Here is a 20314-nt window from a genome sequence, read left to right on the forward strand (position 1 = left end):
AATGGCAATCCTGCTCAACCGCAGCACGCGCGTGATCGTGCAAGGGTTCACCGGCAAGATCGGCAGCTTCCATGCCGACGACATGAAGCGCTACGGCACCAAGCTGGTCGGCGGCGTCACCCCCGGCAAGGGCGGCCAGACGCATCTCGGCCTGCCCGTCTTCAACACCGTCAAGGGCGCGGTTCGCGAGACCCGCGCCGAGGCGAGCATCGTCTTCGTGCCGCCGCCCTTCGCCGCCGATTCGATCATGGAGGCTGCGGACGCCGGGATAAAACTCTGCGTCTGCATCACCGACGGCATCCCCTCGCAGGACATGATGCGGGTCAAGCGCTACATGCGCCGCTACCGCTTCGAGGACCGCATGCGGCTGGTCGGCCCGAACTGCGCCGGCGTGATTACGCCCGGACAAGCGCTGATGGGCATCATGCCGGGCAGCATTTATCTGCCCGGGCGCGTCGGCATCGTCGGCCGCTCCGGCACGCTGGGCTACGAGGCTGCCTCGCAGATGAAGGCGCTGGGCATCGGCGTGTCGACCAGCGTCGGCATCGGCGGAGATCCGATCAACGGCTCGTCCTTCAAGGACATCCTGCAGCTCTTCGAGCGCGACGACGACACCGACGCCGTGGTGATGATCGGGGAAATCGGCGGCCCGCAGGAAGCCGAAGCCGCGATTTGGGCGCGCGACAACATGCGCAAACCCTTGATCGCCTACATCGCCGGCCTGTCCGCCCCGAAGGGCCGCCGCATGGGGCACGCCGGCGCGATCATCTCCGCCTTCGGCGAGTCGGCGCAGGAGAAGGTCGAGATCCTGAAAGAAGCCGGCGTCGTCATCGTGCCGACCCCGGCCTCCTTCGGCGAAGTGGTGGCCGATACGCTGGCGCGGACGAAGAAGGCTGCGTAGCGCACCGATCGATACCGGCTACCCTTGTGCGGAAACCGCACAAGGGTCTGCACCGGTGGTGCCGCTGAGGATGCGTATGCTTGGCTTGATCTCGACTAAGCGTATGTGGCCTTTGTCATTGCTGTCGCGGGGCCCTAAAATGGCGTGTCACGAAGACATCGATAGGGCCGGTCAGCGCTTCTGCTTCCCGTTTGATCTTGCCTTCGTCCCAGTCCCACCAACGAATGGTCAGCAACTTTGAAATGACCTGGTCGTCGAAGCGATACTTGACGACCTTTGCCGGATTGCCTGCCGCAACAGCATACGGCGGCACATCTCTTGCCACGACGGCATGAGCGCCAATGACTGCGCCATCGCCAATTTTCACCCCCGGCATAATGGCGGCGTTACGGCCGATCCATACATCGTGCCCAATGTGAATGCCTTTGCGCTTTCCAAGGCTTGCGGCCGGCGCTGGCTGTTTGAGAACGCAAAAGTGGATCGGGAAAGACGTCGCGCAGTCGTGAACGTGACCGCTTTTGCAGTAGAACTGTACGCCACTTGCAACCGAACAATATGATCCGACGATCAGCGGGGCGTCCTCAGATGCCATCCAGACACTTTCGCCGGTCACGCCGTAGGTGTAGCGTCCAACGGTAGCAAAATCTGGTATTTTCGGCTTCAGGCCAAATAGGCCCTTCCTCCGAGCCCAGTTAGATAGTCTCGACATCAGTCCCCCCGGTTTGTTCGAATTCGTCCATAGCCGACGATTCTTCACAACCCAAGAGATTTCCCAGGTAGAGACTGAAACCCGAGCGATGAGAAAAGCTTGGCATCATCGCCGCAGACTGGCGGCTTGATAACTCAAGACTTGATTGGTGCGGTCGAGAAGACTCGAACTTCCACGGGTTGCCCCACAGCGACCTCAACGCTGCGCGTCTACCAATTCCGCCACGACCGCACGTGGTAGGAGCCGGAACCGTCCGGCCCGGGGCCTGTAGCAAATCGTTTCCGGCGAAACAAGTGCGCTGAGCGGAATATTCGTCGCTCATTTGCGCAACCCTCTACGGGCCGGCGGCGCACGGCCGGAACTGGACGTTTCAGGGGATTGCCGCCATATAAGCCGAGACGCATGCCGCCCAAAGGTGAAACGCGATTTTGGATCGCGGCATGCATAGCCGATAAACGAACAATCCATGACAGAACGCAGCCAGATCGCCACGTCGTTCCTCCCTCTCCCCGGTTCGGCGCCGGTGGAATGGGTGATCGAACCCGGTCTGACCGCCTATCCGGACGCGCTGGCCTTCATGGAGGCGCGCGCCGAGGCGATCCGCAGCGGTGCTGCCGGCGAATTGGTCTGGCTGGTCGAGCATCCGCCGCTCTACACCGCCGGAACCAGCGCGCGAATCGAAGACCTGATCGATCCCGACCGCTTTCCGGTCTTTGCCGCCGGCCGCGGCGGCGAATACACTTATCACGGCCCCGGCCAGCGCCTGGCCTATGTCATGCTTGATCTCAAGCGCCGGCGCGAGGATGTGCGCGCCTTCGTCGCGGCGCTCGAGCAATGGATCATCGCCACGCTCGCCGCTTTCAACGTGCGCGGCGAGCGGCGCGAGGATCGCGTCGGCGTCTGGGTGGCGCGGCCGGATCGCCCTGCCCTGCCGGACGGCTCTCCGGCGGAGGACAAGATCGCGGCGATCGGCATCCGGCTGCGGCGCTGGGTGAGCTTCCACGGCATCGCCATCAATGTCGAGCCGGACCTCGGCCATTTCAGCGGCATCGTGCCCTGCGGCGTTTCGGATCATGGCGTGACCAGCCTGGTCGATCTTGGCCTTCCCGTCACCATGGCCGACCTCGACCTGGCGCTGAAATCCGCTTTCGAGGATGTGTTCGGGCCTGCCGTTCCGATTGCGGAGCCGGCGCGCAAGGTCGGCTGAGAGCCCTTCTCATTACATTAATTGCGCGGAGGCCCACAGCACGCCGTAGCCATGAATGGCAAAGACGGCGAGCAACGCGCCGGCCATGGCCAGCCGGTCGAAGGTCTTGATCGGCTTCAGCTCGTGACGCGGCTTCACGCCGCTGCCCACGGTGATCAGGCTCAGCATCGCGAAAACCGCGCCGGCAATCAGCAGGAAGCTCGGCGAGAAACCGGCCCGCCAGCCGAGCGCCAAAAGCGCCGACAAAAGCAGGAAGGAGGCCAGCGCAAGCGCTACCGGTCCCGGGCAGATCTGGCGCAGCACCTGGCCGCCGTCGAATTTCCAAACCGGAACCAGATTGGCGATGTTGAACAGCGACGCGCAGCCGGCGAGCGTAGCCAGGAGCATGGCGGCCAGGCGATGGCCTTCGCCGTTGGCGAGGCCGCTGGCGACGATCAGCACCGGCACCAGGAAAGCGGAGAAGCCGGCGCCCATCAGCGCCACGAACGCCACCTCGAAGCGGCTGTCGTAGGGCCTGCCGCCGATGGCAATGCCGCCAAGCAGCGGGATGAAGATCATCCGAGCCCGACGATGCCCGGTCAGCCGGAAGGCGGCCATATGGCCGAGTTCGTGCAGGGCGACGACGGAGGTCAGGATCGCCGCCAGCGCGAAGCCACCGATATTGAGGCCGAAGAATGGCCACAGGATCAGGGCCGAAAGCACGGCAAAGCCGATCTGGCTGAGCGGATGCTCGAACCAGCCGCCCCTGCGATAGGTGCCAGTCACCGCCCAGACGTCGAGCTTCCGCAATTCGCGGCGCATGGCAAAGAAGCGGAAGATCAGGAAGGCAACGCCGCGATAGCGGTCGGTCCGGGTAAGCGTGACCCGCGTGCCATCTCTCTCCGGCACGAGCTCGGCGGTCTCACGATAGTTCGCCCAGAACGAGGGATCGAGCGCCGTGTCCTCGATGACGGTCATCGAGAATCCGCTGCCCTCGCCGACGTCCTCGAACCGCGCCTTGCGTTCGATCGGCCGGCCGTCCCGGCCATCCCAGGACAACCTGATCAGCGCCGTCCCCTCCCCGTCGAGCGGCTCGGCGGAAAGGATTTCGCCGGACCAGCCGGTATCGCTGCCGAACGGCCACAGCGCCTGCCAGAGGCTGTTGCGGTCGGCTCTGATCACGCGGCTGACCGTCACCGTGCGCAGCCCGAGCGGCACGGTCATCAAAAGAAAGATCAGTCCGAGATTGCCGGCCACGAGGGTGACCGTGACGAAGACCGACACTTGCCTTGGCTCCCTCTTGTTTGGAAAGGCAGCCTATGTCGGCGCGGCCAAGAAAGACTTAACAACAATGGGCGGACTGTTGTCCGTCCCAGGGCGGGCTCTTGCCCGCCCGGAGAAGCGGCGGCGAGGCCGCCCGGTCACATGGCGCCGATCCAGATCGCCATAGAAACGAGAAAGGTGCTCATGCAAACCAGCGAGACGACATCCTGAACCAGATCAGACATAACTCTCTCCGTTGTTAATATGTTCGTAATTTGTTCTAATTTTGTTCGAATGTCAACGACCATCGGGATGCGGAGGCAGGCGAGGAATCAGCACGGTTAGCGAAGGGTTAACCGACTGGCGCCTCACGTAATGTTCGTAACGACGACGATGAATGACGGTTAGTCGATCCACTGTTCGAGCATCGATCGCCAGCAGGCGTTCTTCAGGAAGACTGGAGCAAACAGGGACGCGCTAAATTACTGATATAGCTGCGCATTCGCCATTATTACAATGCTTGGTAATTTACAGATCTATACCATTGCCTCTGTTGAGCGGTCTTGCAAGACGGTGTGCTTGGCATGTATTAGCGAATCCGAATGCTGATGCTGCGCGGGCTGACGGAGATTATCTGGCTATTTCAGGTGGTCCGCATTTAATGTTGCAGAATTATCACTGGGAGCATGATGAGTAGGCATATACCCCCATATATCGAGGCATTTTTATTGACTTCGGTCCGTCACGCAACTTCTATCCAAATATTGAAGATAGGGCATCGTTCGTGGCTGCGAAGATCAGACACTCGCGATCAGAAAAGACCGCTTCGCCTCGGCAGTCATGGCGGGAAGCGTCCAAGGCTTGCCTGTCCTTGTTCCCAAGCCGGGTATTCGATGTTCCCCTGGCTCGACGGCGCCTACCTGCAGCGCCCTTAGCATTTACGGCAGCAATCGGTCGTTGTCGCGCTGTGCTGGGAGCAACGGGAACGGCGGCGGTTCCATTGCTGCTGGCGGCATCGCCATCTTTAGCCGATTGCGCCGCGACAACGCCCGGCGTCGTGGCGTGCTCGGGCGCCGATAATGACGGTTATGCCAACACTCCGGGTCAATCCGTCGCGGTGACGGTGAGCGGCGGCGCCACGATCAATTCCGGCGGCATCGCCGTCACCGGACCGGGCGACAGCAGCATCGTCAACAGCGGCAACATCAACGGCAGCCTGAGCGGGACGGTCGCAGGCGCGGCGATGTCGAACATGTCGATCTACGCCACGGGCAACACAAGCTTCAGCATCGACCAGAACGGCAGCATCAATCAGAACATCGGCGTCAACGGCACGACCGGAACCAATACGCTGACCGTTCGCCCAGCCCATTCGGTGAACACCGTGGCAATGGATGGAGCGAGCAACATCATCGACAATGCCGGCATGTTCAATTCGTCGCTGACCCTGACGGCCGGCCCGGGCGGGCAGAATGCGATCACCAACCGTGCCGGCGCTCAGCTCAATACTGTCGTGATCAATGGCGACAACACCATCATCGACAATGCCGGCACCATCAACCAGTCCATCACGCAGAACGGTGGCGGAACCTTCAGCGTCATCAACCGCTCGGGCGCCGTCATCAGTGGACTGATCGACACGAGCAGCATCGACTCCGTCGACCGGATCGACAATGCGGGCACCATCAACAATGGCGCGAGGCTCGGCGGCGGCAACGACTATTTCATCAATCGCGCCAACGGCGCCAGCGGCAGCCCGGTGACCAACGGCACCGTCGACATGGGCGCCGGCAACGACTACTTCCTCATGGTCGATGGGACGATCAATGGCCAGATCCTGACCGGCACCGGCGCCGACGTTATCGGTATCTCTGGCGGCAGGATCACCAGTTCGGTGGACGCGGGCGACGACAATGATTTCATCGCCTGGGGCGGCGGCACGATCAGCAGCGGACTGTTCGCGGGGGCCGGCAACGACAGCGCGATCTTCTCCAATCTGACGTCGACCAACCTAACGCCAGGGCTGACCATCGATGGCGGCACCGGCAACGACAAGCTCGCCTGGCAGAACACCCGGAATGCCGCCGGCGGGCAGGGCACGAATGTCGACACGATCAGGAACTGGGAACTCATCGCGCTTGCCCGAGGCTCGCAGCTAACATTCGAATTTGGTGGCGACACCTTGGTGCTGGGCGATTCCGGAACCCTGACCGGCCAGCTCATCATCGACGACGCGACGTCGAGCGTGATCGCCGGCAGCCCGGAGGTTCACACCGTGACCTCGGCGGTAGGCGGTAATCCGGTGACCGTGAGCAACTCCGGCACCATCGACATGGTGACAGGCTCCTCGACCGAGAGGAACCGTTTCGTCGTCATGGGCAATTATGTCGGCCACGACGGCGTGCTGGCGCTGCAGACCTTTCTGGACACCGACAGCGACACGCGCTCCGACCAACTCGTCATCAACGGCGCTAACGGAGGCGGCAGCGGCACGGGCGCCACGGCGCTCGCCATCACCAATTTCGGCGGGCCGGGCGCGCAGACCAACGCCAACGGCATTCTGGTGATCGACGCCCAGAACGGAGCGACCACCGGGAGCGGATCGTTCACCCTGGCCGGGCCGGTCGCAGCCGGCATTTACGAATACCAGCTGTTCCAGGGCGGGGTGGCGCCGAACGCAGCGACCGACAACGACTGGTTCCTGCGCTCATCGATAACAAATCCACCGCCGGAGCCGCCCATTCCGTCGAATCCGACGCCCATTACGCCGACCGTGCCGGTGCTGCCCGTCATTCCGACCCCACCCGAGCCGCCGCCACAGCCGCCGCAGCCTCCTATCCCGACCGACCCCACGCCTATAACACCGACGGTGCCTACGGAGCCGCCGACGCCCATCACGCCGACTGTGCCGGTGCTGCCGCCGGTGGAACCGCCGCCGGTGGAACCGCCGGCCCCACCGCCCGAGCCCATCACGCCCGACGTGCCGTTGATCCGCCCGGAAATCCCCGGCTATGTGGTGACACCGATGATGGCGGCCGAACTGGGCTTGACTGAACTCGGCACCTTCCACGAGCGCCAGGGCAACCAGTCGTTCCTCGACGTTTATGGCGAGCATCCGCGCGGCTGGGCGCGTGTCTTCGGCCAATCGTCAAACGCCGCATGGGCGCCGCGGATCGGCGGCATGGCCTACGAGATAGCGCCCAAATTCGACGGGACGATCTGGGGGCTGCAAATCGGCGCCGACTTCTACGGCAGGCTGCACGAAGACGGCAGCCAGGACCGGGCAGGCCTTTTCTATTCGCATGGCCAGGCCGACGGGGATATCGTCGCCAATTCGCTAGGGGAGATGCAAATCCATACCGGCAAGCTCAACCTGATGAGCGACGGGCTGGGTGCCTATTGGACCTATGTCGACAAGGACGGCTGGTATTTCGATGCCGTGGGCATGGTTGGCTGGCTGCATGGCGACGCCACCTCCAATCGCGGCGTCGGCGATGACATCAGTGGTTTTTCGCTGCTCGGCTCGGCGGAAGTCGGAGTGCCGCTGGCGATCGACCAGACTTGGGCCATTGAGCCGCAGGCGCAGATCATCGTCCAGCATGTATCGCTGGGGAACACGTCGGATCCGTTCACCAGCATCGACTATTCCGACATGACCGGCGTTACCGGCAGGCTCGGGGCGCGGCTGGAAGCCAACACCGAGATGAACGGACGACCGGTCCAGTTTTTCGCCAGCGCCGACTTCTGGCACCGGTTTTCGACAGACAGTTCGGTTGAGTTCAACGATGTCGGGATCGACACCGCAACGGGCGGCACGTCGCTCGAACTTCAGGCCGGTCTCAACACCAAGGTAGCCGATACCGTCAGCGCCTACGGCTCGCTCAGCTACGAGACCGCCCTGGACGGTCCATCGCACCGTGGTTTCGGAGCCAATGTCGGCCTGCGGGTGAAGTGGTGATCGCAGGCTGGCCGCATCCGAATATCGGCCTGAAAAATCAAGGACCTGAAGCAGTCGCGTGAATTCCGTTCACGCGACATGCTTTCGTTAAAGAGGAACAACCTTGCCCTCGGCCAGCGTCACCCGCCGGTCCATGCGGCCGGCGAGTTCGTGATTGTGAGTGGCGATCAGCGCCGCCAGCCCCGACTGCCTGACCAGCGCCTCCAGCGCGTCGAACACATAGGAGGCGGTCGTCGGGTCGAGATTGCCGGTCGGCTCGTCGGCCAGGAGCACCAGCGGCGCATTGGCGACGGCGCGGGCAATGGCGACGCGCTGCTGCTCGCCGCCGGAAAGCTCGGCCGGCCGGTGCTGCGCGCGCTTGCCGATCTGCATATAGTCGAGAAGCTGCGCCGCCCGCTCGGAGGCTTCCTTGGGAGGGAGCCCCTTGATCAGCTGCGGCATCATGATGTTCTCGAGCGCCGAGAACTCCGGCAGCAAATGATGGAACTGGTAGACGAAGCCGACATCATTGCGGCGGATCGCCGTGCGTTCCTCGTCCGACAGCCGGCCGCAGGCACGGCCGGCGAGGATCACGTCGCCCGCATCGGGCCGCTCCAAGAGGCCGGCCGTGTGCAAAAGGGTGGACTTGCCGGTGCCCGAAGGCGCCACCAGCGCCACCATCTCGCCGCGCCTGAGCGAAAAATCGGCACCGTTCAGAATGGTGAGCTTGCGCGGCCCCTGGACATAGTGGCGCTCGACGCCCTTCAACTCGATAATGGCCTCGGCCATCATTCGTACCTCAAGGCTTCGACGGGATCGAGCCGGGCCGCCCGCCAGGCCGGGAACACCGTCGCGAGGAACGACAGGGCCAGCGCCATGATCACGACATAGGTCGTCTCGCGCGGGTCCATCTTCGCCGGCAGCTGGCTGAGGAAATAGAGCTCGGGGTTGAACAGGATCCTGCCGGTCATCCAGGAGAAGAACTGGCGGATCGATTCGATGTTGATGCAGATCACGACGCCGAGCAACACGCCGGCGATCGTGCCGGTGACGCCGATCGCCGCCCCCGTCATCAGGAAGATGCGCAGGATCGCGCCGCGCGAGGCGCCCATCGTGCGCAGGATGGCGATGTCGTGGCCCTTGTCCTTCACCAGCATGATGAGGCCGGAAATGATGTTGAGCGCCGCCACCAGCACGATCAGCGTCAGGATCATGAACATGACGTTGCGCTCGACCTGCAGGGCCGAGAAGAAGGTTTCGTTGCGCTGGCGCCAATCGACGAGGTCGACCGGCCGCTGCGCCGCCTGTTCGACCAGCGGCTTCAGCGCGTCGACATTGTCGGGATTGTCGACATAGATCTCGATGGTCTGCGCGCGCCCGTCCATGTTGAAATAGAGCTGCGCTTCGGAGAACGGCATGTAGATGATCGAGCTGTCATATTCCGACATGCCGACCTCGAAGATCGCCGCCACCTTGTAGCCCTTCATGCGCGGCGTGGTGCCGATCGGCGTCACGTCGCCCCCGGGCGAGATCAGCGTGATCGTGTCGCCGAGCACCAGCCCGAGGCTTTCCGCCATGCGCTTGCCGATCGCCACGCCGTCGCCGGTGTCGAAACCGTCGAGCGTCCCCTGCTTGATGTTGCTGGCGACGATCGAAATCTTGCCGAGGTCCTCGCCGCGGATGCCTCGCACCAGCGCGCCCGTGCCGCCGCCGACATTGCCCTGCGCCAGCACCTGGCCGTCGATCAGCGGGATCGCATATTTGACGCCCGACACACCGTTGATGCGGCTCGCCACCTGGGCGTAATCCTCCAGCGGCGAATCGAGCGGCTGCACAATGAGGTGGCCGTTCACGCCGAGGATGCGGGTGAGCAACTCGGCGCGGAACCCGTTCATCACCGCCATGACGACGATCAGCGTCGCGACGCCCAGCATGATGCCGAGGAAGGAGATCGAGGCGATGACCGAGATCACCGTCTCCTTGCGGCGCGAGCGCAGATAGCGCCACGCCACCATGCGCTCGAAGCCCGAGAAAGCGCCCGCCCCTGATCTGGCCGCTGCCGCCGCCTCGCTCATGCGGCGATACCCAGGCGCTTCTTGGCCTCGGCGATCGGCAGCGTCTCGCGCTCGCCCGACTTGCGGTTCTTGATCTCGACCTCACCGGCGGCCACGCCGCGCGGGCCGACGATCACCTGCCACGGCAGGCCGATCAGGTCGGCGGTGGCGAATTTGCCGCCGGGACGCTGGTCGGTGTCGTCATAGAGCACGTCCTTGCCGGCTGCGTTGAGCGCCGCATAAAGCTCGTCGCAGACGCGGTCGCATTCACCGTCGCCGACCTTCATGTTGATCAGGCCGATATCGAAAGGCGCCACCGCTTCCGGCCAGATGATGCCGTTCTCGTCATGGCTCGCCTCGATGATCGCCGCAACCAGGCGCGACGGGCCGATGCCGTAGGAACCGCCGGATGCATAATGGTCCTTGCCGTCGGGACCGGTCACCTTGGCGTTCATCGGCTTGGAGTACTTCTCGCCGAAATGGAAGATATGGCCGACTTCGATGCCGCGCGCCGAAAGCCGGTCGCCTTCGGCGACTTTCTCCCAGGCCGCTTCGTCATGCATCTCGTCGGTGGCGGCGTAGGGTGTCGTCCACGTCTTCACGATGTCGCCGATCTCGGCATCGTTGGAGAAGTTGGTGTCGGCGCCCGGCACGTCGAGCGTAAGATAGGCGCGGTCGCAGAACACCTGGCTCTCGCCGGTCTCGGCCAGGATGATGAACTCATGGCTGAGATCGCCACCGATCGGACCGGTGTCGGCGCGCATCGGAATGGCCTGCAGGCCCATGCGCGTGAACGTCCTGAGATAGGAGACGAACATGCGGTTGTAGGCGGCCTTCGCGCCCTCGAAATCGAGGTCGAAGGAATAAGCGTCCTTCATCAGGAATTCGCGTGAGCGCATGACGCCGAAGCGCGGACGCACCTCGTCGCGGAACTTCCACTGGATGTGATAGAGGTTGAGCGGCAGGTCCTTGTAGGACTTGACGTAGGCGCGAAAAATCTCGGTGACCATCTCTTCGTTGGTCGGGCCGTAGAGCAGGTCGCGGTCCTGGCGGTCCTTGATGCGCAACATCTCCTTGCCGTAGTCGTTGTAACGGCCGCTTTCGCGCCACAGATCCGCCGACTGGATAGTCGGCATCAGGATTTCCAGCGCGCCGGCGCGGTTCTGCTCCTCGCGGATGATCTGGCAGACCTTGTCCAGCACGCGTTTGCCCAATGGCAGCCACGAGAAGCTGCCCTGCCCCTGCTGGCGGATCATGCCGGCGCGCAGCATCAGCCGGTGCGAGACGATCTCGGCCTCGCGGGGATTTTCTTTGAGAATAGGCAGGAAGTAGCGCGACAAACGCATGGACTGGTCCGTGAATGAAGATGGCGGCGCGGGAATCGGCGCGCCTCAGGCTGCTTGCTCGGGCTTCATAGCCATTTCATGGCCGAATGGAAACCCGAGTGCCCCAAAGTATCGGGCCTTCTGCACCTTACCAAAATGGCGATTTTGGCTGCAAAGTGCCGCAAATGGCTTTTTGATCGATTCACAAGCAAGCCCTGCCGCACTATTGTGCAGTGCAGCACGATATTGCCTGTTTCGAGGCAAAATTCTTCGTGACATTTTCACCTGCCTTGGTCTAGTGTGCGCCGATAACCGAGAGGGCGGAGAAAAATCTGCTCTCCTACGCGGTCAAAGTCTTGGGAGGATGCGATCTAGGCGCGGTAACTCGCTGCCGCCGGACACCGGAAACGGATCGGACGCGTTTAAATTGCAAGGCCTCGTGCCTTGCATTTTTTTTGTGCAATCATCTGCTTAGCACCACCATCTGCCAAACAGCGTCAGCCATAGATAACAGCCAAAATCGGAAGCCGGCTTCCGATTTCAACCTTGGCGCGCGTATGCTGCCCAATACTTGTCGAGACTGTATCTTCGGCGTCAGTGATGGGTATTCGGACTAAAGTCCGGCATGATCCGCATGATGTCGTCGAAGCTGAATCCCAGGCCCATCGTCAGGCCGTAGAGAATGCCCATCACGACCACCGTCACGATCGTCGCGCGGATGAAAGCGCGCAGCATATGCGGGCCGCGTGGCGCGCTGGAAACGGTGCCAAGCGTGACATCCTGATCGTCGTCCTGGGTGCGCAGGCTGAACGGGAGAACAACAAACAGCACCAGCCACCAGGTGACGAAGAACAGCGCGGCGAACAGGATCCAGTTCATGCCTGCTCCAGTTCGACCAGCGTGCCGAAGAAATCCTTGGGATGCAGGAACAGCACCGGCTTGCCGTGGGCACCGATTTTGGGGTTGCCGTCGCCCAGCACGCGCGCACCGCTCGCTTTCAAACGGTCGCGGGCCGCCAGGATGTCGTCGACCTCATAGCAGACGTGATGCATGCCGCCCGAAGGGTTCTTCTCGAGGAAGGCGGCGATCGGCGATGTCTCGCCCAGCGGCTCCAGCAATTCGATCTTGGTATTGCCGACATCGACGAACACGACGGTCACGCCATGCTCCGGCAACGCCTGCGGCTCGCTCAATTGCGCCCCCAGCGTGTCGCGATAGGCGGCCATTGCCGCGGCCAGATCCGGCACGGCAAGCGCGACATGGTTCAGGCGTCCAAGCATAAAAGCGCTCCGCTCTTGGGGGAGTAAAGCAATAGGGCAGTATGGCAGTAGGGAAAAATCTCGGCGTATACAAATCTATCGCCCTTTCCCTGCCGCCCTACTGCCTTACTCCCCTACTCCCTTGTTCGTCACCGCGTGACGAACACCGTCACCAGCGGCTTCTTGCCCCAGGCTTCGTTGGCGGCGGCGCGCACGGCGCGGCGCACCGCTTCCTGCACCAGATCGAGGTCTTTTCGGCGCTGGCGCGGAATGGAGTCCACCGCGCCGATTGCCGCATCGAGCATCAGGTCCTCCAGCGTCTCGCCGCTGGCATCCGCTTCCGCCACGCCGATCGCCACCAGATCAGGGTCACCGGCGAGCTCATATTTATCGTCGAGCACGACATTGACCGCGACATGGCCGGCGAAGGAAAGCTTGCGGCGGTCGCGTATGCCCATCGCCTGGTCGGTGCCGATCAGCAAGCCGTCCTTGTAAAGCCGGCCGAACGGCACCTGATCGATAATGGTCGCCGGGCCGGGCCAGAGCCTCAGCATGTCGCCATCGCGCACCTGCGCCACCTGGCCGATGCCCGACATCGACATCAGCGAGCCCTGCGCCACCAGATGCGCCGCCTCGCCATGCACGGGAACGCCGATCTGCGGACGCACCCATTCATACATCTTGCGCAGTTCGCTGCGGCGCGGATGGCCGGAGACATGCACCAGCGCGTCGCCGTCCTCGATGATCTTCATGCCGAGGTCGATCAGGCGGTTCTTGATCTCGAGGATCGCCTTCTCGTTGCCGGGAATGGTGCGCGAAGAAAATACAACGGTATCGCCGGCCGTCAGCGCCACCGACTTCATCTCGTCGCGTGAGAGCTTTGCAAGTGCGGCCAGCGGCTCGCCCTGGCTGCCGGTGCAGATGATCACCAGGTTCTCACGCGGGATATAGCCATAGTCCTCCTCGGAGATGAACTCCGGCAGGCCGTCCATGTAGCCAAGCTCGCCCGCGACATCGATGACGCGCTTCAGCGAGCGGCCGAGCACGAGGCATTGCCGGCCGGCATCGCGCGCCGCCCTGGCGATCGAGACGATTCGCCCGACATTGGAGGAGAAGGTGGTGACCGCGACGCGGCCCTTGGCTTGCTCGATGACGCCCTTGAGGCCCTCGCCGACCGCCACCTCCGAGGGCGACTCCCCTTCCCTCAACGCATTGGTGGAATCGCAGATCAGAGCCAGCACGCCCTTGTCGCCATAGGCGCGGAAGCGCGCCTCGTCGGTCTTCGGGCCGATCGTCGGAGCCGGATCGATCTTCCAGTCGCCGGTGTGGATCACCGTGCCGGCCGGAGTGGTGATCGCCAGCGACATCGGCTCGGGGATCGAATGCGCCACCGGAATGGCCTCGATCTCGAAAGGTCCGATGGTGAACTTCTCGCCGGCCCGGTAAATCGACGCCGGGATCTTCGGCGCGTTCTGCTCACCCTGCCGCTTGGCTTCGAGCAGGCCGGCGGTGAACGGCGTCATCCAGACTGGAACTTTAAGCTTCGGCCAGATGTCGAGCAGCGCGCCGTAATGGTCCTCGTGCGCGTGGGTGATGACGATGCCGCGCAAGCCATCGATATTCTCCTCGATGAAACGCGTATCGGGCAGGATGAGATCGACGCCGGGATGCGCCGAGTCCGGAAAGGTGACGCCGACATCGACGATGATCCACTCCCGCGCTTCGGCAGGCCCGTAGCCGTAGAGGGCGAAGTTCATGCCGATCTCGCCGACGCCGCCCAGCGGCGCGAAGACGAGCTCGGCGTTTTCCTTATTCGCCATGAATTCTTTCCTTCCTGGCCGTCAGGCCAAGCCGTTGGGGCAATTCCGGGAAATGCGTGTCACGGTTTTCCGTCCGGAATGGCATAAAACAAAATTATACGCGGGCCGAGGCGACAGCGCCGAAATGCACGTCGCCGGCAGCGATCGTCAAAACTGATCCCTCATCGTCGCGGATCACGAAACGGCAGTCCTCGTCAATGGTTTCGAAGACGCCGCGCACCACATTGCCGTCAATTCTGACAGCAACCTCGCCGCCGAGGCCTGCCGCGCGGGCAAGCCAGCGCTCTCTGACGGCATCGAGCCCACGCCCATCATCCCACATCCGGGCATTCTCGCTCCAGGCGTCCGAGAGCGCCAGGAACAGCGTTTCGGCATCGCAATCGGCACCCAATGCCTGCAGCGACGTCGCCGGATAAGGCAGATCTTCCGGGTAAGCCACGACATTGACGCCGATGCCGATGGCGACCGCGAAACGGCTGCCCTCAAGCATCGTCGACTCCAACAGGATGCCGGCAAGCTTGGCGCCCGACGCCAGCACGTCATTCGGCCATTTCAATTCGAAGCGGTTGCGGCCCTGGCTAGCGCCGTCCAGGGCGACGGCGATTCGGCCCTTCGGCACGACGGCGTCGAGCGCGTCGGCCAGCGCCAGCCCCGCGACGAAGCCGAGCGTCGCGGCGAGCCGCAATTCGCCGGCGGGAACCAGGAGCAGTGTCGCCGCGAGATTGCCTTCGGGCGTAGCCCAGGCGCGGCCACGCCGGCCGCGACCGCTTTCCTGCTTTTTCGAGACGACCCAGAGCTTGCCGGGATCGCCGGCGCGCGCGTGCTCCAGCGCCAGCGCGTTGGTCGAGCCGACGCTGTCATGCGCCTCGAGCCGGAACCCCTCCGACGCCGCGGTTGGAGCCAGTCGAAACGCCATCCCGTCAGAAGAACGTCTTGGCGGCGGCTTCGGCATAATTGCCGATCGGTCCACCGATCAGCACGTAGAACAGCACGAAGGCGCCGCTGACGCCGAGCACCAGGCGCAGCTCGCTCGCCATCGGCACGAAGCCGCCGACCGGCTCGTCGAACCACATGATCTTGATGATGCGCAGGTAATAGTAGGCGCCCACCACCGAGGCCAGCACGCCGATGATCGCCAATGCGTAAAGATGCGCATTGATGGCGGCGAGGAACACGTACCACTTCCCCCAGAAGCCGGCGAGCGGGGGAATGCCGGCCAGCGAGAACATCAGGATGGTGAGGATGGTGGCCATGATCGGATTGGTCGAGGCAAGGCCGGCGAGATCGCTGATCTGCTCGACATTGCCTTCCTTGCGCCGCATGGCGAGGATGAAGGCAAAGGTGCCGAGCGTCATCACCAGATAGATCAGCATGTAGATGGCGACGCCCCGCACGCCGGCTTGGCTGTTGGCGGCAAGGCCGACCAGCGCATAGCCCATATGGCCGATCGAGGAATAGGCCATCAGGCGCTTGATGTTGGTCTGGCCGATGGCCGCGAAAGAGCCGAGGGCCATCGAGGCGATCGAGATGAAGACCACGATCTGCTGCCAGTCCGCGGCGACCGGCTTGAAGGCGCCCATGGTGACGCGCACGATCAGCGCCATCGCCGCCATTTTCGGCGCAGCGGCCAGGAAGGCAGTGATCGGCGTCGGCGCGCCTTCATAGACGTCCGGCGTCCACATGTGGAACGGCACGGCCGAGATCTTGAAGGCGAGCCCTGCAAGCACGAACACCAGGCCGAAGACGAGGCCGAGCTGGCGCTCGCCGCTGCCAAGCGCCGTCGCGATCTCCTGGAAGCCGGTGTTGCCGGTGTAGCCGTAGACGAGGCTGATGCCGTAGAGCAGCATGCCCGACGACAGCGCGCCGAGGACGAAATATTTCAGGCCCGCCTCGGTCGAGCGCAGGTTGTCGCGGTTGATCGCCGCCAGCACGTAGATCGCCAGCGACTGCAGCTCGAGCCCGAGATAGAGCCCGATCATTCCGTTGGCCGAGATCATCAGCATCATGCCGAGCGTGCAGAGCAGGATAAGCACCGGGAACTCGAACTTGTCGAAATGTTCCTGGCGCGCGAAGCGCATCGACATGATCAGCGTCACCGCCGAGCCGATCAGCGCGAGCATCTTCATGAAGGCGCCGAAGGAATCCTGCACGAAGGCGCCGCCATAGGCAGCGCCCTGCCCGCCGGAGAAGGCTAGCCACAGACCGGCCACCACCAGCACGAGGACGGCAAGACCGGCCACGGTCATGGTGCTGTTGGAGCGCGAATAGGCCCCGATCATCAGGAGCAACAGCGCGCCCGCGGCGAGGACAAGCTCCGGCGTCGAAAGCGAAAGGCTGGAGAGAAGGTCCGGCGTCATAGTCTATTCCCCAGTCAGTTCGCCGCCGCGGTCTGCGCGGAATTGATGGATGCGGTGACGTTGGTGACGAGCGTCTTGACCGATTGGGCCGTCGCGTCGAACACCGGCGCCGGGTAGACGCCGAAGAAGATGACCAGCACCACCAGCGGGTAGATGATCGCCTTCTCGCGCGGCGACAGATCCAGCAGGTTCTTCAGGCTGTCCTTGGTCAGCGCGCCGAAGATCACCCGGCGATAGAGCCACAGCGCGTAAGCCGCCGACAGGATGACGCCGGTTGCGGCGAAGAACGCCACCCATGTGTTGACCCGGAAGACGCCGAGCATGGTCAGGAATTCGCCGATGAAGCCGCTGGTGCCTGGAAGGCCGACATTGGCCATGGTGAAGATCATGAACACGGTGGCGTATTTCGGCATGTTGTTGACCAGCCCGCCATAAGCATCGATCTCGCGCGTATGCATGCGGTCGTAGACGACGCCGACGCACAGGAACAGCGCGCCCGAGACGAGCCCGTGGCTGAGCATCTGGAAGATCGCGCCCTGCACGCCTTCCTGGTTCATGGCGAAGATGCCCATGGTGACGAAGCCCATATGGGCGACCGACGAATAGGCGATCAGCTTCTTCATGTCCTCCTGCATCAGCGCCACCAGCGAGGTGTAGATGATGGCGACGACGGAGAGCGCGAACACCAGCGGTGCGAACATCGCCGACGCTTCCGGGAACATCGGCAGCGAGAAGCGCAGGAAGCCGTATCCGCCCATCTTCAAGAGGATGGCGGCCAGGATGACCGAGCCCGCCGTCGGCGCCTCGACGTGGGCGTCGGGCAACCAGGTGTGCACCGGCCACATCGGCATCTTCACCGCGAAGGAGGCGAAGAAGGCGAGCCACAGCCAGGTCTGCATGTTGGCCGGGAAGTGATGCGTCAAAAGCGTCGGGATATCGGTGGTGCCCGACTGGAAGAACATCGCCATGATGGCGAGCAGCATCAGCACCGATCCCGCAAGCGTGTAGAGGAAGAACTTGAACGATGCATAGACGCGCCGCTTGCCGCCCCAGACGCCGATGATGATGAACATCGGGATCAGGCCGGCCTCGAAGAAGACGTAGAACAAGACGATGTCGAGCGCGCAGAACACGCCGATCATCAGCGTCTCGAGGATCAGGAAGGCGATCATATAGGCCTTGACCCGCTTCTCGATGGCTTCCCAGGAGGCGAGGATGGAAAGCGGCATAAGGAAGGTCGTCAGGATGACGAACAGCATCGAGATGCCGTCGACGCCCATATGGTAGGAGATGCCCGAATCCAGCCAGGCGTGCTTCTCGACGAACTGGAAGCCGGCCTGCGAATTGTCGAAGCCCGTCCAGATGAACAGCGAGACGACGAAGGTGAACGCCGTCGTGATGAAGGCGATGGCGCGGATGTTGCGGCGCGCGTTTTCGCTGTCGTCGCTGATCGGCAGAATGAGGAGAACACCAACCAGCGGCAGGAAGGTGACCAGCGAGAGGATTGGCCAGTCGGTCATCAGAGCATCATCCAGGTGACGAGAGCGGCCACGCCGATCAGCATGGCGAAGGCATAATGGTAGAGATAACCGGTTTGCAGCTTGACGACACGGTTGGTGACGTCGATGACGCGCGCCGAGACACCATCGGGGCCGAGGCCGTCGATGATGGCGCCGTCGCCGGTCTTCCACAGGAACCTGCCGAGGCGTTTTGCGGGCTGCACGAACAGGAAGTCGTAAAGCTCGTCGAAGTACCACTTGTTGAGCAGGAAAGCGTAGAGGCCGCGATGCTGCGCCGCCAGTTCCTTCGGCATCTCAGGCTTGCGGATATAGAACTGCCAGGCAACGAGCAGACCGATCACCATTGCGACGAAGGGCGCCAGTTCCACCCAGAGCGGCAGCTCGTGGATCTCGTGCAGGATGTGGTTGTCCGGTAGCGTGAACAGCGACGCCTTCCAGAATTCGGCATAGCCCTCGCCGATGAAGGCGCCGTGGAAGATGACGCCCGCAAACAGTGCGCCCGCGGCAAGCACGTAGAGCGGCACCAGCATCACCGGCGGGGATTCGTGGACATGATGCATGACTTCGTGGCTGGCGCGCGGCTCACCGTGGAAAGTCATGAAGATCAGCCGCCAGGAATAGAAGCTGGTGAAGCAGGCGGCGACCACCAGCAGGACAAAGGCAAAGCCCGCGACCGCATTGTGGCCGGCGAAGGAGGTTTCGATGATGGCGTCCTTCGAGAAGAAGCCGGCGGTGCCGATCACCGTCGCCGGGATACCGACGCCGGTCAGCGCCAGCGTGCCGATGATCATCATCCAGTAGGTGGTCGGGATCAGCTTGCGAAGGCCGCCCATCTTGCGCATGTCCTGCTCGTCGGACACGGCATGGATGACCGAACCGGAGCCGAGGAACAGCAGCGCCTTGAAGAAGGCGTGCGTGAACAGATGGAAGATCGCCGCGCCATATGCGCCGACGCCGAGCGCCACGAACATGTAGCCGAGCTGCGAGCAGGTCGAATAGGCGATGACGCGCTTGATGTCGTTCTGGACCAGGCCGACGGTCGCCGCGAAGAAGGCGGTGAAGGCGCCGATGAAGGTGACGACGGTCAGCGCCGTATGCGACAGCTCGAACAGCGGCGACAACCTCGCCAGCATGAACACGCCGGCGGTCACCATGGTCGCCGCATGGATAAGCGCGGAGACCGGCGTCGGGCCTTCCATCGCGTCCGGCAGCCAGGTGTGCAGCGGCACCTGCGCCGACTTGCCCATGGCGCCCATGAAAAGCAGCAGGCAGACCACCGTCAGCGCCGTCTGCTTGTCGAGCGCATGGCCAAGGAAGGTGAGCACGGCGGCACCCGCCGGCGCGCCTTCTGCGGGCAGGAACGAGGCCGCATTGGCGAAGACGGTGCTGAGATTGACCGAGCCGAACAGCACGAAGACGCCGAAGATGCCGAGCGCGAAGCCGAAGTCGCCGACGCGGTTGACGACGAAGGCCTTGATCGCCGCCGCATTGGCCGACGGCTTCTTGTACCAGAAGCCGATCAGCAGGTAGGAAGCGAGACCGACGCCTTCCCAGCCGAAGAACATCTGGATCAGGTTGTCGGCCGTCACCAGCATCAGCATCGCGAAGGTGAACAGCGACAGATAGGCGAAGAAGCGCGGCCGGTTCGGATCGTGGTGCATGTAGCCGATCGAATAGATGTGGACCAGCGCCGACACCGTGTTGACGACGATCAGCATCACCACCGTCAGCGTGTCGATCCTGAGCGCCCAGGAGACGTCGATGCCGCCCGACTGGATCCAGCGCAGCACCGGCACGGTGAACACCTCGCCATGGCCGAAGCCGACGGTGAAGAAGGCGACCCACGACAGGATAGCCGCGATCACCAGGAAGCCGGAGGTGATGTATTCGGAAGCCTTGGCGCCGAGCGAATTGCCGAACAGGCCGACAATCAGGAAGCCAAGCAGCGGAAGGAAGACGATAGCCTGATACATGATGGTTCCC

General features: G+C 63.1%; 15 protein-coding genes and 1 tRNA gene. 3 read left to right on the plus strand and 13 right to left on the minus strand.

The genetic code is table 11. From position 1 onward, the window contains the following. The first annotated feature begins 1 nt into the window (after nt 1). Nucleotides 2–901, plus strand: coding sequence for a succinate--CoA ligase subunit alpha (gene sucD, locus MJ8_RS20615; RefSeq protein ID WP_040981997.1), 900 nt, complete (start codon nt 2–4; stop codon nt 899–901). Nucleotides 902–1016: 115 nt separating this feature from the next. Here sucD and MJ8_RS32680 read toward each other — a convergent pair whose 3' ends face one another. Both MJ8_RS32680 and MJ8_RS20625 read right to left on the minus strand, forming a co-directional pair. Further along, nucleotides 1017–1610 (minus strand): CatB-related O-acetyltransferase, encoded by a 594-nt coding sequence (locus MJ8_RS32680; protein ID WP_318528187.1) that lies wholly within the window; start codon nt 1608–1610, stop codon nt 1017–1019. Between the two features lie 146 nt (nt 1611–1756). Continuing rightward, nucleotides 1757–1841 (minus strand) — tRNA-Leu (locus MJ8_RS20625). 235 nt (nt 1842–2076) lie between these two features. On the opposite strand from MJ8_RS20625, the gene lipB reads away from it, so the two are divergent. Continuing rightward, entirely contained in the window at nt 2077–2817 is a 741-nt protein-coding gene (lipB, locus tag MJ8_RS20630) for a lipoyl(octanoyl) transferase LipB (protein WP_201410597.1), read from the plus strand. Between the two features lie 12 nt (nt 2818–2829). Here lipB and MJ8_RS20635 read toward each other — a convergent pair whose 3' ends face one another. Continuing rightward, a complete protein-coding gene (locus MJ8_RS20635) occupies nt 2830–4080 on the minus strand; it encodes a site-2 protease family protein (RefSeq protein ID WP_201410598.1) in 1251 nt (416 codons plus the stop codon). A gap of 979 nt (nt 4081–5059) precedes the next feature. Between MJ8_RS20635 and MJ8_RS20640 the strand changes: the two genes are divergently transcribed. Beyond that, nucleotides 5060–8017 carry an autotransporter domain-containing protein gene (locus tag MJ8_RS20640; RefSeq protein ID WP_201410599.1) on the plus strand — a complete coding sequence of 986 codons (2958 nt, stop codon included), beginning with the start codon at nt 5060–5062 and terminating at the stop codon, nt 8015–8017. An 87-nt stretch (nt 8018–8104) separates the two neighbouring features. Here MJ8_RS20640 and MJ8_RS20645 read toward each other — a convergent pair whose 3' ends face one another. From MJ8_RS20645 to nuoL, 10 genes are all read right to left on the minus strand, one after another. After that, nucleotides 8105–8788, minus strand: a complete 684-nt coding sequence (locus MJ8_RS20645) for an ABC transporter ATP-binding protein (RefSeq protein ID WP_041007626.1) — start codon at nt 8786–8788, stop codon at nt 8105–8107. Continuing rightward, nucleotides 8785–10071 (minus strand): lipoprotein-releasing ABC transporter permease subunit, encoded by a 1287-nt coding sequence (locus MJ8_RS20650; RefSeq protein WP_201410600.1) that lies wholly within the window; start codon nt 10069–10071, stop codon nt 8785–8787. The genes MJ8_RS20645 and MJ8_RS20650 overlap by 4 nt, the downstream gene beginning before the upstream one ends. Continuing rightward, nucleotides 10068–11396, minus strand: coding sequence for a proline--tRNA ligase (proS, locus tag MJ8_RS20655; protein WP_201410601.1), 1329 nt, complete (start codon nt 11394–11396; stop codon nt 10068–10070). The genes MJ8_RS20650 and proS overlap by 4 nt, the downstream gene beginning before the upstream one ends. Nucleotides 11397–11969: 573 nt before the next feature. Continuing rightward, nucleotides 11970–12254 carry a DUF1467 family protein gene (locus MJ8_RS20660; RefSeq protein WP_201410602.1) on the minus strand — a complete coding sequence of 95 codons (285 nt, stop codon included), beginning with the start codon at nt 12252–12254 and terminating at the stop codon, nt 11970–11972. Beyond that, the gene (gene mce, locus MJ8_RS20665) at nt 12251–12655 is read right to left on the minus strand and encodes a methylmalonyl-CoA epimerase (RefSeq protein ID WP_201410603.1); all 405 of its coding nucleotides are present in this window, start codon (nt 12653–12655) and stop codon (nt 12251–12253) included. The genes MJ8_RS20660 and mce overlap by 4 nt, the downstream gene beginning before the upstream one ends. A gap of 128 nt (nt 12656–12783) precedes the next feature. After that, a complete protein-coding gene (locus MJ8_RS20670; protein ID WP_201410604.1) occupies nt 12784–14454 on the minus strand; it encodes a ribonuclease J in 1671 nt (556 codons plus the stop codon). Between the two features lie 94 nt (nt 14455–14548). Further along, nucleotides 14549–15370 carry a biotin--[acetyl-CoA-carboxylase] ligase gene (locus MJ8_RS20675; RefSeq protein WP_201410605.1) on the minus strand — a complete coding sequence of 274 codons (822 nt, stop codon included), beginning with the start codon at nt 15368–15370 and terminating at the stop codon, nt 14549–14551. A gap of 4 nt (nt 15371–15374) precedes the next feature. After that, on the minus strand, nt 15375–16811 hold the full coding sequence (nuoN, locus tag MJ8_RS20680; protein ID WP_201410606.1) for an NADH-quinone oxidoreductase subunit NuoN: 1437 nt from the start codon (nt 16809–16811) through the stop codon (nt 15375–15377). Between the two features lie 14 nt (nt 16812–16825). Further along, entirely contained in the window at nt 16826–18331 is a 1506-nt protein-coding gene (locus tag MJ8_RS20685) for an NADH-quinone oxidoreductase subunit M (RefSeq protein ID WP_201410607.1), read from the minus strand. After that, a complete protein-coding gene (gene nuoL / locus MJ8_RS20690; protein ID WP_201410608.1) occupies nt 18331–20304 on the minus strand; it encodes an NADH-quinone oxidoreductase subunit L in 1974 nt (657 codons plus the stop codon). The genes MJ8_RS20685 and nuoL overlap by 1 nt, the downstream gene beginning before the upstream one ends. Between the last annotated feature and the right edge of the window lie 10 nt (nt 20305–20314).

The sequence above is a fragment of the Mesorhizobium sp. J8 genome (assembly GCF_016591715.1).
Taxonomy (GTDB): Bacteria; Pseudomonadota; Alphaproteobacteria; order Rhizobiales; family Rhizobiaceae; genus Mesorhizobium.